Annotated in this window: 10 protein-coding genes; 3 read left to right on the top strand and 7 right to left on the bottom strand. The window is 43.0% G+C overall.

Annotated elements, in window-relative coordinates:
* The first annotated feature begins 107 nt into the window (after positions 1-107).
* The gene (locus ACTW1R_RS00925) at positions 108-998 is read left to right on the top strand and encodes a LysR family transcriptional regulator (RefSeq protein ID WP_271814839.1); all 891 of its coding nucleotides are present in this window, start codon (positions 108-110) and stop codon (positions 996-998) included.
* Between the two features lie 228 nt (positions 999-1,226).
* Here the strand turns inward: ACTW1R_RS00925 and ACTW1R_RS00920 are convergent, their stop codons facing one another.
* The 4 genes from ACTW1R_RS00920 to ACTW1R_RS00905 all read right to left on the bottom strand — a co-directional run bounded on the left by ACTW1R_RS00920 (position 1,227) and on the right by ACTW1R_RS00905 (position 5,717).
* The gene (locus tag ACTW1R_RS00920) at positions 1,227-2,291 is read right to left on the bottom strand and encodes a bifunctional transcriptional activator/DNA repair enzyme AdaA (protein WP_270290095.1); all 1,065 of its coding nucleotides are present in this window, start codon (positions 2,289-2,291) and stop codon (positions 1,227-1,229) included.
* A 295-nt stretch (positions 2,292-2,586) separates the two neighbouring features.
* Positions 2,587-3,099 carry a glycosyl-4,4'-diaponeurosporenoate acyltransferase CrtO family protein gene (locus tag ACTW1R_RS00915; RefSeq protein ID WP_260667611.1) on the bottom strand — a complete coding sequence of 171 codons (513 nt, stop codon included), beginning with the start codon at positions 3,097-3,099 and terminating at the stop codon, positions 2,587-2,589.
* 12 nt (positions 3,100-3,111) lie between these two features.
* Positions 3,112-4,218: a glycosyltransferase gene (locus ACTW1R_RS00910; protein WP_270289995.1), complete on the bottom strand. Its 1,107-nt coding sequence runs from the start codon at positions 4,216-4,218 to the stop codon at positions 3,112-3,114.
* A gap of 11 nt (positions 4,219-4,229) precedes the next feature.
* A complete protein-coding gene (locus tag ACTW1R_RS00905; RefSeq protein WP_270289994.1) occupies positions 4,230-5,717 on the bottom strand; it encodes a phytoene desaturase family protein in 1,488 nt (495 codons plus the stop codon).
* 555 nt (positions 5,718-6,272) lie between these two features.
* On the opposite strand from ACTW1R_RS00905, the gene ACTW1R_RS00900 reads away from it, so the two are divergent.
* Positions 6,273-6,650, top strand: coding sequence for a DUF7006 family protein (locus ACTW1R_RS00900; RefSeq protein ID WP_034868894.1), 378 nt, complete (start codon positions 6,273-6,275; stop codon positions 6,648-6,650).
* Between the two features lie 232 nt (positions 6,651-6,882).
* Here ACTW1R_RS00900 and ACTW1R_RS00895 read toward each other — a convergent pair whose 3' ends face one another.
* The 3 genes from ACTW1R_RS00895 to ACTW1R_RS00885 form a co-directional block, all read right to left on the bottom strand.
* Positions 6,883-8,376, bottom strand: coding sequence for an AcpB/EbpR/MafR family transcriptional regulator (locus ACTW1R_RS00895; protein ID WP_249270002.1), 1,494 nt, complete (start codon positions 8,374-8,376; stop codon positions 6,883-6,885).
* Positions 8,377-8,653: 277 nt separating this feature from the next.
* Positions 8,654-9,058 (bottom strand): hypothetical protein, encoded by a 405-nt coding sequence (locus ACTW1R_RS00890; RefSeq protein WP_060791626.1) that lies wholly within the window; start codon positions 9,056-9,058, stop codon positions 8,654-8,656.
* A gap of 495 nt (positions 9,059-9,553) precedes the next feature.
* Positions 9,554-11,074, bottom strand: coding sequence for a glucosaminidase domain-containing protein (locus ACTW1R_RS00885; protein WP_489927374.1), 1,521 nt, complete (start codon positions 11,072-11,074; stop codon positions 9,554-9,556).
* 594 nt (positions 11,075-11,668) lie between these two features.
* Here ACTW1R_RS00885 and ACTW1R_RS00880 point away from each other — a divergent pair.
* A complete protein-coding gene (locus ACTW1R_RS00880) occupies positions 11,669-13,162 on the top strand; it encodes an AcpB/EbpR/MafR family transcriptional regulator (protein WP_270266614.1) in 1,494 nt (497 codons plus the stop codon).
* Positions 13,163-13,186 lie beyond the last annotated feature (24 nt).

Below are 13,186 nucleotides of genomic sequence, written 5' to 3'. Positions count from 1 at the left end.
TGTAACCGCTTATCTACTTGCTATTATGAAGATTTTGCTATTGACAAGCAATTCCATTTAGGCTACTTTTATGACGAAACGGAATAAATATAAGGAGTCCCTCACTGATGGATACCCAAATAATTCGTGATTTTATCACATTAACTAAATACAAAAACTATAGTCTTGCCGCAGAAGAATGCTACATAACTCAATCTACTCTATCCAAACGAATAAAACGCTTGGAACACCAGCTGGGTGTACCACTTTTTGAACGTACAACCAAAAGTGTTGAATTAAGTGAATACGGAGAAGTTTTTAAACCATACGCAGAAAAAATGCTTTCTTTAGAAAATGAGTGCCTTCACGAACTTCATTCGAAGTTACCAAAAAAACAAAATACTTTGATCATTGGTGCCATTCCGTCTTTAGCAAAATATCATCTAACGGATTTAATTACTAAGTTCATATTGCACTCAAAGGTTGACGTACATGTTATCACCGAACCCTCTGAAAAACTTGAGCTTTCGCTAAAAGAAGGTCGCTGTGATGCAGCATTTATTCGCGATGTGTATGATCCTACTCAAATCTTTAATAAACAACAGATTACAACAGATCAATTGATGGCGGTCGTACCGAATAGTCATAGATATGCTAATAAAGCACAGATAACCATCAAGGAGCTTCAAAACGAACACTTTGTCTTACTTCCGGAAGGGTCACGACCATATAATACTGTCATTGACCTATGTACAGAAAATAACTTCTCTCCTAAAATCGTTTTTACAGATTCAAAGATATCGAACATTATTGATTTTGTTTCAAATGGCTTGGGAATTTCTTTATTGATGAATAAAAATATTACCGAAGTCTATAAAGAAACAGTCACTGTTATTCCGCTTTCTCCTGCAATCTCTCAGTCAGTCGATCTTTGTATGGTAAAAAGCCAAGAGAAAAGCCTAGCACAACAAAAACTGCTCTCTTTTGTAAAAAAATCGGATTTTACTAATAGATCGTAAGCACTCGCAATGTTATTACAAAAAAACATAGTATATTTGTATACTGAAGCAGCGTTGATAGAGCAAATTCACCTTATCTAGTACTATTAAAAAAGACAGCAAAAAAGCGGAATTCATGAAAGTACCATGATTTCCGCTGAATATAAGATTTAATAAGAAATGTTCGGTCAATGTCATTCTGGCTCTCCCATTGCCCCTTCATCCTCAGTGTCCATAGCTATCTCTTTTTCAAACCTTTACAGTCGGCTGCACCTGCTTTTCCAAAGCCAGCAGCCACTTTTTGCGTTCGATCCCGCCGCCATAGCCGCCGATACTGCCATCGCTATTGATGACGCGGTGGCATGGAACGATCAACGCCAATTGATTTTTTCCGTTGGCATTGGCAACAGCTCGGGTAGCTTTTTCATTGCCGATTCGCTGTGCCAATTGTTTGTAAGAGTATGTTTCTCCGATCTTCATCGCCAACAGCTGCTGCCAGACGGCTTTCTGAAAATCAGAGCCGATCAATGCGATGGGTACCGTGAAGACAGTTCGATTCCCTGCAAAATATTCCGTCAGTTCTTGTTTGAGTTGCTGAATGATTGCTGTTTGCTGGGGAATGATCACTGCATTCAAGCGGCTTCTCAAAACAGCAATCTCCGTTTCTAGCCCTCTGCGATCCACGAATTCTAACAAGTAAAGCTGCTGCTGGTCGCTGATCGCCAACATCGACCCCAGCTTGGTCTCAAGCCAAGCAGAAGAAAGAATCGTTTTTTCGCGGCTGTTGGAAGGCAACTCCCCCATAATCCGAGAAAACGCATCTCGAAAGCCGTTGCCAGAATCGAAACCGGCTTCTAATTGCGCTTGGATCAGCGGTTCTCCTTCACGAATCTGCTTAAACGCTAATCCTAAGCGGCGTGCACGGGAGTATTCGATAAAGGTCATGCCAAAATATTTTTTGAATTGTCGGCGTGCGGTATTGGGATGGATCGCTAGTGCTTCAAAATCTTTGTCGGTCCACTTTTTCTCTGGGTTACTCTCCACGGCTTCCACCAGGCTTTTCACGTCAGGGGATAAGTGGCTAGGCGAGCTGAGCGGGCGACATCGTTTGCAGGGACGATACGCCGCCAGCAGCGCTTCTTGTGCCGTCTGAAAAAACTCGCAATTTTTTTTGAGTGGTTTTTTCGCTGGGCAGGTGGGACGGCAAAAGACGCCGGTGGTTTTTACCCCAACGAAAAAAATCCCTTCATATTGGGAATTTTTTTCAATCAGCATGTCGTAATAGTGGTCCCGTTGTCGGCTATCTTCAATCATCTTGCGCATCCCTCCCTCTTTTCTACACTTACAAAAATACTTCGTGCCTGTCCAAACACACGATCAACCAATGTAGCAGTCTGCAATGGCAGTTCGAAAATTTGCCCACATCCTTCTGATGACATACGATCACCCTTTCCTCTGAATGACCTTAGTGTACAAAAAATGGACTTGGCACATCCCATAAAAATTAACACCAATTTTTTAAAAAGGATCGAAGGCAGTTGCCCTCCGATCCTTTTGATTTCCAGTTTGCCTATTTTTCAGCGAATCTTAAAGCGGCACCTACAGGAACCTAGACCGTCGCCTTCTGCTTGACTTGCAGGGCACTTTTTTTCCGCAAGACTCGCTCCAAACGGGGGCGATTGTAGCGTTGGATCATGATGAATGGGCAGTTAGCCAATAACGCATAGACGGTCATCACCCAGCCCGCCCACGCAGGATTCCAGAGGAAAAAGAACGGTGCTGGAACCATCAGCAGCCAATGGGTCAACTCTGCTCGGCGTGTCTCAATGACGAATTTTTCCAGATAGTCCTTTTGCTGTTGAGCCAAGCGGGATTTGTCAAAGCCTTTTTTGGCAATCACAGTGCCGTCGGGCAATTTGTCTTTCCACTGACGAATACGAAACACCTCCGACCAGATCCTACCGCCTTTTTCAAAGGCAAAAGAACGGAACCAGTTGGCATGACGTTCAAAAAAGGCATCGCTGACTTTGCGCAAGCCAAAGGAGATGCCTAGATGAAACAGCAGCCAAGCCAAGCTGTCTGTAATGAGCAAGAGCAGTGGGGATAAGGTGATCAGCGGCATGTGCATCGCCTCCTATAAATTGATTTTGCGTCCTTTCCAGGTCACGGATTTCAACAAATGGGTTTGGATCCACGACCAACCAAATAAGCCTAGGAAAAAAAGAAAGTAACATGGGAAAAAAAGCAGCAGGATTCGGTTGAAGTTGCCGACACGGCGGGCAAAGCACAGAGTTTGTCCAAAATAAGCAGCATAAAAAAGCAGTCCTAGCCAAAGCGGTTCCATCAGAAATGGTGCCGCCAGTACCCCAATGCCGCCGCTGATCCACAAGATGACGCCCGCCATAATCAAAGGGTGAGTGGATTGCGAAGCAGTGGCAAAGTCCTTCGTCCAGCCTTGAACAAGTTGACGAACACCAGCTGGATACATCCGAAAGGCCACCAAGTCTTTTCCACCATACAAGGCGATCGGCAAGCGTTTTTTCTTAAAGCGTCTCGCTAATGCTAGATCATCTAAGATTCCTTGTGGCATGTCCTGATGTCCATTGGCTTGAAGGTACGCAGTTTTGCTGCACAAAATACACGGACCAAAGGCGCCGCCAGCTGAGAGTTTTTCGCCTACGATAGAAAAGCGGTTCAACCCGACAGGTAAGACGACATTAAAGACGGCAGACAGTTGTTCATACAGGCGCTTCGTTTGATGATAGGGCTGCACCGAGAGCAGTCCTTGTCCCGATCGCTCCTCATACGCAGCGAAAAGACGCTCTAAGCCATCTTCTGCTAGAAAGAAGGTATCGGCATCCAAAAATAATAGATACTTGCCCACCGCTTGTGAGGCGCCTAACCAACAAGCCGCCGCTTTTCCAGCAGAATCAGCAGCGGTTTGCAAGACCGTCGCACCGAAGCCCTTGGCACAAGCGATCGTCTCGTCTTCCGATCCGTCATCAACCACCAAAATCTCCACAGGATGAAGGGTTTGCTGCTGCAAGGACGCCAACAATTGCGGCAAATTTTCTGCTTCATTGCGGGCGGGGATGATGATCGACAGTTCTCCCCTCTCCGTTAAGTCTTTGGATGCGGCTGTCTCCTTGCGGGTGGGTATCGTCGGCAGGCGAAAAAAAATCAGCCAGCCTGCCAGCCAAGCGGCGCAAAGACCAGCGAGCAGCAGGTACACAGTCATCATCCTTTCTTGTCTTAGTGTTCTCTTTTAGTGATCATCTCACTGACTTGCTGGCCACTGAGGGTCACCATCGGCATGCCGGCACCTGGATTGACCGTACCGCCAACGAAGTATAGATTGTCGTAGCGTTCGCTGTGTTTCGGGTGTTTAAAGCCATGATTTTTCTTGCGATTAGAGACCGTGCCGTAGATGGCACCGCGATGTGACAAATAATTCTTTTGGATGTCTTCGGGTGTCCAGCGGTCTTCATACACGATGTGCTTACGTAGATCCGTTAAACCCATGTTTTCCAGCTTGATCAAGATCCGTTCACGAAAAGCATCGTATTCCGCTTCCGTAAAGGGCTTATCCTGCAAATAAGGGATATGAGGCAAGATTTTGATGTTCTCATGCCCTGCCACTGTTTGCGAAGGATCGGTTTTGTTGGCATTGACCAAATAGATCGTTGGATCTTCTGGCAGCTGATGCTGATGGAAATTTTGATCAAAGTTTTCTTTTGAGGCATTTGAAAAGAAAAAGTTGTGATGGGCCAATTGCGGATAGGAGGTTTTGACCCCTAAGTGCAAGACAAAACCAGAACTTGCTGGTTCAAATTTTTCTTCCAGTTTTTGAGTAAAGGTCGGCGCTTCTTCTAACAACTCTTCATAGGCCGGGATCACTTCCATGTTGGAAACAAAATAGTCGGCTTCGATCAACGTGCCATCATCCAAACGAGCGGCACGAATCTGTTCCTGTTCAACGATCAATTTTTCCACTTTGTGTCCCGTGTGGAAGGTCACACCGATCTCTTTTGCTAAGCGAACGATGCCTTCGGCTAAACGATGCATCCCGCCTGGCACGTACCAGACACCTTGGGCATGCTGCATATAGATCATCATGTTCAAGACGGCTGGAGCGTCATAAGGAGATGAGCCGACATACTTGATAAAATAGCTCAGCATGTCTTGCAGCTGCGGATTGCTGACACGTTTTTGAATGGCATCATGCATCGAAGAGAAATAATCAAAGCCTTTCAGCGCTTTGATCACGCCATGATACTTCAAGATTTCTTTCGTGGTATCTAAGCCTTTCTCAAAATAGCCTTTTTCTGTGATTTCATAAATCTTTTGCGCATAGTCCAAAAAGTCTTGGTACTCGGCCATGTCTTTTTCCGACAAGTGCGGGTTTTCCTTTGCCATGCGTGCAAGATCGCCATAGAGATCGATCTTTGTTCCGTCAGGAAAAAAGGAGCGCCATTCCAATGGCAATCGGCGAATCACAACATAATCCGCCATATCGCGATTGCTGCCAGTAAATAACTTTTCGAAAATCTGCGGCATCGTCAAAATCGAAGGACCTAAGTCAAAGCCGAAGCCGTTTGTTTCCAGTCGGTTCAACTTGCCGCCTAAGTGTTGATTTTTTTCATATAATGATACATCAAAGCCATTTTGGGCTAATGAGACCGCCGCTGATAGACCACCAAGTCCGCCGCCGATCACTACAACTGTTTTTTTCTCTTTCATTGAATTGCTCCTCGTTTGCTTTAATGAACGACCCTATTTAGCCAAACCTTCTCGTCAAAACAGACGGTTGCGTCTCACTGCAACTGCGTGTCTTGGCACTGTTTTGGCATTGGCAGCTTGAATCAAAGGATCGTTTTTCTAGATAATTCTATAGTATCACACCTTTGAAAAAATGACGGGGATGAGCCTATCGGTCAATTGATACTGCTTTATCTGCGACCATGATTTCAGCAAATGAAAAAACAACCTGCTGGCAAAGAATGGAACCCCAGCAATTTGGTCATTTACGGAAATATTCTTTTTATAACAACAATTATCAGAATATTTGAACATTTTTGACGTTAATACCAGCGAAAAACAAATCTTCGTATGGTTACGAAAAAACGCGTTTGAGCCAATTTGGAATATCCTGTACATTGAATGTAGCGAAAGTCCTTCCCCCAATCATTTTAAAAAAACAAACGGACCTTCTCAGTAAGACATTGCTTAACAGTGACTGTTTTTGATAATGACACGTATTGTCGCTTTTTCCTAACACTTATAAGGAGTATTGATATGAACTTAAAAACGATCCAATCAGCCGAAGAATATTTAAACTTTTTTGACGAAGAATTTATCCACTCGCCCTGTTCTTATACTCATCCGAAAATCTTTAATTTTTATCTCTCTTTGCGCCAACGATTTTTGGCGATCTATGAACAAGAAGAGGGTACTTTTTTCGAAAAAATGTCGTTGCTACTAGATATCGACGCACAGCTGCAAATACTAAAAGAACTTTATGTTTTAAAAATTTCTTCTTTAAATGAGTATACGGAAGAAGAGATCATTCAGCTGACGGTCAAAGACAAAACCTGTTTCTATCGGGAATTGACCGGTCTTCAGCTAAACCAAAAGGCGCCTTGGAGTTTGATTTACTTAAGTGAAGCCCAATGAGTTCGCCCACATCGATCGATTGAATTGAAAACCGCTGGTTCCAAAGGCTTGCATCCGTACCTGATGCACTCCCCACTTCCCCTCCCCACACTCCTGCACAGCTGCGGAGAGTCAAGCCATTAAAAAAGAAAGCATCTTTCCTTTTCACTATTTAAGCAGTGAAGGAAAAATGCTTTCTTTTCATGTAAAAGGCCCTTTCTAGCAGCTCTTTAGGTCAAAACATAATGGGAAACTAGAAGAGGTCTTTTAAGGCAAATTGGCGGGTGACGTTAGGATTGATCCGTTCAAGCAGTCGATTCCAGTCAGAAGAAGAAGGGATCGTTTTGAAGACGATGCACTCAACGATATCTCGAAATTCGGTCGCATGCTCGGCATAGTTCGTCACTAGCAGATCGATGGTGTTTTGTTCCAAATACTGAGCATTGACTTCCCCTGAGTCAGGATAAAAGACTTGATGAGATCGGCTAAAATAGCGGTTAGACCAGCCTTCAATGTACTGAACGATATTGTTATTTCCTTCGAAGATAAAGGCGATATTTTTTCGGGGAAACCAATGACGTTCTCGAACAGACTCGATATAAATCACTAAGTTTGCACAAAAATCCGTCAGATACTCCTCAGAATAAAGGTTGTGGTACTCGCGACTATTTTCTAAAAACTCTCGGTAAGCAGCAAACTCCTTAGGAAAGGTTTTCTTAATAAACGCATTCACATCATAGATATTGCGATTGGCAGACGTGGATAAGCACTCCTTCAATTTAGCAGAGGTAAAAAAGGATTCAATCAGAATCTGATCCTCTTTGGGCTTTTTCGACGATACCTTCAACATCTGATAAAAATCGTTGGTCAACATGCGGATCTCTGTCCAATGATTATAAGAAAGACAAAACTTTTGTTCGACGATCACATTTTGCAGTTTTTTCTTTGTGATAATACTAACAAATAAGAAGATAAGTTCATCGTTCGTCAATCGACATTGAAAGTACTTTTCAATGACCCCATTGATTCGTTGAAAATGCATCAGCTGAATACTGTGTCGCAAGGCGTGGTACAATTCGGCGTTGATTTGCACAGTCTTACCTTGCATAAATCGCTCAAGCGAAATATAGAGCAGATACGTGTATTGTGAAAACGAAACGGTGTGGTAACTATTTTTGTCAAACATCCTGCCGATTTCCGTTACTGCCTGCTGGACCGCTGCTGGCGGAAATACAGTGTGGGGGGTGCTGTCCGTTTCATAAAAAAAGGTACAGAAGAAATTGCGGATATCTGCTTCTTCCCCAACGATATTCACAGGATCTAATGCTAGCTGGAGATCAAAACGTGCCAGTTGTTCATGAATGCGCTGCAAGTACTTCGATAAGGTACTCTTGGATAAAAACAAGCAGTCCGCCCACTCATCGATCGTCTTTAACTCTCCAATAAAAATATTTTCCAATAAAATAAAGAGCGGTTCATTCGCTAAAAGCGAGGCTTTTTTCTTTTCATACTGTGAATAATCAAATAGTTCAAACGAATAGCCTTGATTGGTGGAAGTGATCAGGATCAGCCCACAGAAATACTCGTTGATCTGACTGATGTCTTTGCCAATCGTCCTGGTGGTACTACTTGTTACTTCAGCCAATTGACTGGCACTGCAAATTTCATTTTTTTCAAATTCACTTAGAATCTGCAACCATCGGACGGTCGATTTGCTGGTGACAAAACTCAATTGAAAATTTTTCAAACATAAGCTCCTTACTAAAAGATTTCTTTTTGCGGCTAAATTACGCATGAAAGGCGCCTAAGCAGTCTCATTATATCGGTTTTCATCCTACATAAAAAATCGGTTTTTTCATAGCCTGATGAAAAAAAGCGTTGTTTCAAGACTACTGTTGTATAACAATTATTTTATCGGCTATTGAAAATAGTGCAAGGATTTCGCTTTTGCTTTCCTCAGAGACCACCTAGGGCGGATACGCATCTTGCTTCATGCTTGAAAAAGCTGCTGCGTGAAAAATCGACTATGTTTTCTTTATTTGTCTAAATGTGTCTGACATGATGTTTAAAAGCTGCTCATATTGAGATTCTTGACTTGTTTTTTTCACCTGCACGTTAAAGTCCTGTTCAATAAATTGTTTGGGTATCAACTGATCCATTTCTATTTTTGAAAGCCGCTCAGTACACTCCGCTAGCAGTTGGTAATCCTTTGCGAGTGTTTGCGGCAGCTTGTATGTTTGAGTAAAAAAAGAATAGCGTGCAGTCTGTTGAATCGTTGCTGCCACTTGCTGGTGAATCAAATACTGGAATTCTTTTACTTGCATATCTACGACTGACCCTACGCCGTTTCGTTCAAATAGTTGATAGTAATAGTCTAAAAATTCGCTATTAGCCATCACTGTCTCAAAATCCGTTTTATTTATTCTCATAAAATGTTCCCCTCTTTTTCTATTTTATGCATCACTGTTTACGACGTTCTTTTCGTTTGTCAGAAAAAGAGCAGCTCATTTATCTCTTCTACTTTTTTATGGTTAATCATTTCTTGTTAGTTCTTTTCAACGATCAATACTGATAGAAAAAGGATTAGGCTTATAATTGATGCACTTCCTGATTATTCGCTCCCCTACTTCGTTAGCAAATTTTTATTCGTAGGGGTAACAACTGTAACGATTTTGCTTCTCCGCTCGTCACCAAGAGCATGCGAATCTACCATTTGTGCTACTTGCTGACCGATCTGCTCACGCCAGTTTATGGATTAGCAACAGTTGCGGTTATGTGAAAATTATAAAGAATCTATGCACGATTTTTTTAAACATTTTTTCGGTTTTCATGAAAAAAAAATTAAAATCGTTGCTCTCGAAAAAAATGACTAGAAAGAAACAAAAAAAAGAAAGCATCTCTGATACTCTCTTTTTTGTCTATTCTTATTTTGTTAAAAAAGCGATTGGATCGATCAATTGCGCTTGACTCAAGCTTGGCGATGCACTGACTTCAAAGTGCAGGTGTGCGCCTGTGCTATTGCCCGTACTACCCATGAGGGCAATCGTTTCTCCTCGTTCCACTTGTTGACCAACCTTCACAAGGTTCTGTTGATTGTGGGCATAGAGTGTCGTCATCCCGTCCTCATGGAGAATCGCTACATAATTCCCCCAAGAAGGATGAACCTCTGAACGAATGACCGTTCCAGATTGACTCGCCAGGATTGGGGTCCCAAACGCTGCGGCAAAGTCAACGCCCCGATGAAAGCTTCCCCAACGTGGGCCAAAAGTAGAAGTGACAACGGCTTTTTCAACAGGAAAAAGATACGTCTCACTTGCGGTCACATCAGGTTTTTTCTGATCATAACGGGTCAACGCATAGGCTTCGATCAAAGCTGTCAGCTTTTGATCATACGTCGTATCTGTGGCATACCGACCAGTCAAATAACGGGCAGCCTCTTGATAAGAAGCCGCTTCTGATTTCCATACGCCTTTATAAAAATCAGACTGCTGCCCGACCCCTTCTTTCAACAAGCGAGCATAGTCCATCAATGACTCTTTGTAGCCAGTATATTGGCGGAACGTTGCCGTGATCGTATAGTGATTTCCCGAACCATCATCTTCTTGTGTCCGAAAAGCGACACCCTGTCCTTGATAGGTTCCTTTGATACCAAAGAGATTGAAGTACGGCGCCTGACTCAGTCTGCTTTGCCCTCCACCTGACTCTAAAATAGCCTGTGCAATCATGACAGAAGCGTACAAATCATTTTTCAAGCCGATTTCTCGGGCATCTTCACCAATTTCTCGGATAAAATCCCACACTTCTTTTACTGGTGTGACCGTCAAGGTCGTTTCGCTGCCTTGCTGCGGTGTCGGATCGGATTGACTTGGCGCGCTTGGTGCTTGGGTACTTGGTGGCATGATTGGTGACACAGCCGCAGGTGTTTCTTGACTTGCATCACTGTTTGCTTCTGGTGTCGGTTTTGTTTCTACAGGTTTTGACGGTTTGGGCTTCTCTGGCTGCGTCTCAGGTTTGGGTGCTTCAGGCTGTGTTGGTTTTTCTGGTTTCGGTGCTGGCGTTGGTTCTTCTGGCTGAGAAGGCTCTGGCTTACTCGGTAGCTCTGGTTCTGGCTCTGGCGTCGGTTCTGGCTCTGGCTCTGGGGTCGGTTGGGGAACTGGGGTTGGTTCTTCGGTTTGCCCTGTTCCCTCCGGCGCTGTCTCAGATCCTTCTGGTACACTTTCTACAGGTACCGATCCTTGCTCAGGATCGGGCACTTGTCCTTCCACTGCTGGAGCGGTTTCTTCGATCGTCCCTGCTGTGCTGCTGTCACTTGCTTGTGCAGCTGTTTCTGATGTTTGGGTAACGGTCGTACTTTCTGATGCAACAACCGCAGCTGAAACTGGCACACCAGCTAAAAGTTGTCCGCAAACCAAAAGAAGCGCTACCCCTTTTTGCGAATGCTTCATAGGCGAAATCCTTTCTCTTTCTTTTTCCTCTTAACAACCTCTATTGAAAAAACATCTTGCCATCCAATTAGTAAATAAATATCAATTCTCTTTTATTATACTACGCTTCGTTTTTTCGACTCAAGCAAATGACTCCCGCCCTAGCGAAAGAGAACGAGCTTTTGGAGAATGGGTCTACTGGTAAAAGATCACGTTTTGCATCCAACGCATTGTCGATCCTCGGCTTCAGCAGTTTTTTTCTGTTGCCTAAGATCCTCTGGCGTCATCAGAAAAAAACACTGTTGTTCAAATAGGCGGCTGCCCGTTGAACAACAGTGTTTCAATTGTCTCTTCTTGCTCCATTGGCTTTTTATCGAGCGTTGGGACCCTTTCTATTCGTGCTTCATTTTTCTCAAGTTTATGTATGATTTTTGGCAATTGGTTTCTCAGGTCCTTGCTATACTTACTCTGAAGAATTGATATTCTTAGAAATTTTCTGCTGGCAGTCAGCGTCTTCAAGGGACTATGACTAAAAACGCCGAACAGTTGAAGGTTTCATTATCTGTGCAAATGATTATGCTATAATTATTGAAACTTATTTTGTTGGAGGCTGACATGAAAACATTTCAATTAAAATTCATGCGAAACCGCACGTTGATTCGCTGGCTGCAATTGTTAAATGAATTTGAGAAAAGTCCCACCCGTACATTGGGAGAACTTGCTGAAGTGACCGAAAGCAGTACCCGTACGTTGATTACTGACATCGCTAGCCTGCGAGAGCACTTTAAAGGGGCGATTGCGATCCATACAGCAAAAATCGGGTACCTTTTTGAAGTAATCGATCAGGATAGGTATCGAAAGCAAAAGCAAGAGTTAGTAAATGATGAACCGATTTTCCAAATTTTAGAGAGTATTTTTTATAATGAGCAGCAGTCACTCCTTGATTGGAGCTTAACGCTTAATATTTCTGAACAAGCACTGATCAGCTATTTCCGAAAAATACAGCCTTTTTTATCCCCTTTCGGTTTAAAAATCAAAACTGACCCCGTCTCTTTGGCAGGTTCTGAGATCGATATTCGGAAATTTTTCTGTCTTTTTTACTACGAGTCTGACATTAATGTCCACACGCTATTCCCTTCGATCCATGTCCAAGATGCGGTGATGGAAATCACTGATCTTTTGGAAACGAAGGCCTTACAGAGCTCTTCGTTTTCTTATTTTGCTTATATCCTTTATATTAGCGTGGAGCGCAGCAAACGTGGTTTACTTGCTGCCCCCTCCCCTCAACTCAAGGAGCTGATCAAAAAAAATGATCTGCTGTTTGATTATGAGGCGCTAAAAACAATCATTCGGCGTTATTTTCATTATGAATTTCCTCAAGAAGAAGCCGTCTACCTTTTGACGTGTATCATTTGTCGCCGCAAAATCAACACCGACCTCGCAGCCAGCGAAGCGTTTTGCCGCAATTACAACCAATGGCCAGAGATCAAACAGATCACTGCAGATTTTTACGCACAAAGTCGCGGGCATAGTTTGGATGAACAAAAAGACTTGCTTTGGCTAGAATCTTTTTTCATCGTTGTCAAACTCCGTGAATTGTTATCGCCAACGATGAATATCAATATTGACGACCTCAATGACTTTGTCCAAGAAAAGTTTGCCGCAGAATTTGCGAAAAATCGCCAGTTTCTCCTTTCCCACCCGCTTGTAAAAAATCTCTATTCTCTCGATCATTTGGATGATTTTTGTACAAGCCTCACGTTCCATATGGAAGCAATTATTGAAGAGAATTGGGGCAAGCCGCGAATCATTGCCGTTATTTTTGAAGGCAATGAATATGTTTGCGAGCATGCCGAAAGCATTATCCGAAAATATCTAGGGTTTTATCATGAAATGTACTACCCTGATTCAAACGAGCTTTCCCATGAGTACTTAAAGGAAAAAAATATCAACTTGCTGATTACCAACTACCCTGAATATGCGACGGAGTATTTGCTGGATGTCGAAAGCGTCTTATTAAAATCGATACCTGATGCTGCCGATTGGAATCATCTCTTGAATCGGATCAATCCAAGGATTTTGCGATTAGTTGTACTTGATAATACATGACGATACCAACCATCCGAATAGAAA

The organism is Enterococcus sp. R12 (assembly GCF_058135755.1).
This window is presented reverse-complemented; position numbering and strand designations above follow the sequence as displayed.

Coding starts and splice junctions, on each gene's coding strand:
- ACTW1R_RS00925 (WP_271814839.1), top strand. CDS start 108: ATGGATACCCAAATAATTCGTGATTTTATCACATTAACTAAATACAAA.
- ACTW1R_RS00920 (WP_270290095.1), bottom strand. CDS start 2,291: ATGATTGAAGATAGCCGACAACGGGACCACTATTACGACATGCTGATT.
- ACTW1R_RS00915 (WP_260667611.1), bottom strand. CDS start 3,099: ATGCCGCTGATCACCTTATCCCCACTGCTCTTGCTCATTACAGACAGC.
- ACTW1R_RS00910 (WP_270289995.1), bottom strand. CDS start 4,218: ATGATGACTGTGTACCTGCTGCTCGCTGGTCTTTGCGCCGCTTGGCTG.
- ACTW1R_RS00905 (WP_270289994.1), bottom strand. CDS start 5,717: ATGAAAGAGAAAAAAACAGTTGTAGTGATCGGCGGCGGACTTGGTGGT.
- ACTW1R_RS00900 (WP_034868894.1), top strand. CDS start 6,273: ATGAACTTAAAAACGATCCAATCAGCCGAAGAATATTTAAACTTTTTT.
- ACTW1R_RS00890 (WP_060791626.1), bottom strand. CDS start 9,058: ATGAGAATAAATAAAACGGATTTTGAGACAGTGATGGCTAATAGCGAA.
- ACTW1R_RS00885 (WP_489927374.1), bottom strand. CDS start 11,074: ATGAAGCATTCGCAAAAAGGGGTAGCGCTTCTTTTGGTTTGCGGACAA.
- ACTW1R_RS00880 (WP_270266614.1), top strand. CDS start 11,669: ATGAAAACATTTCAATTAAAATTCATGCGAAACCGCACGTTGATTCGC.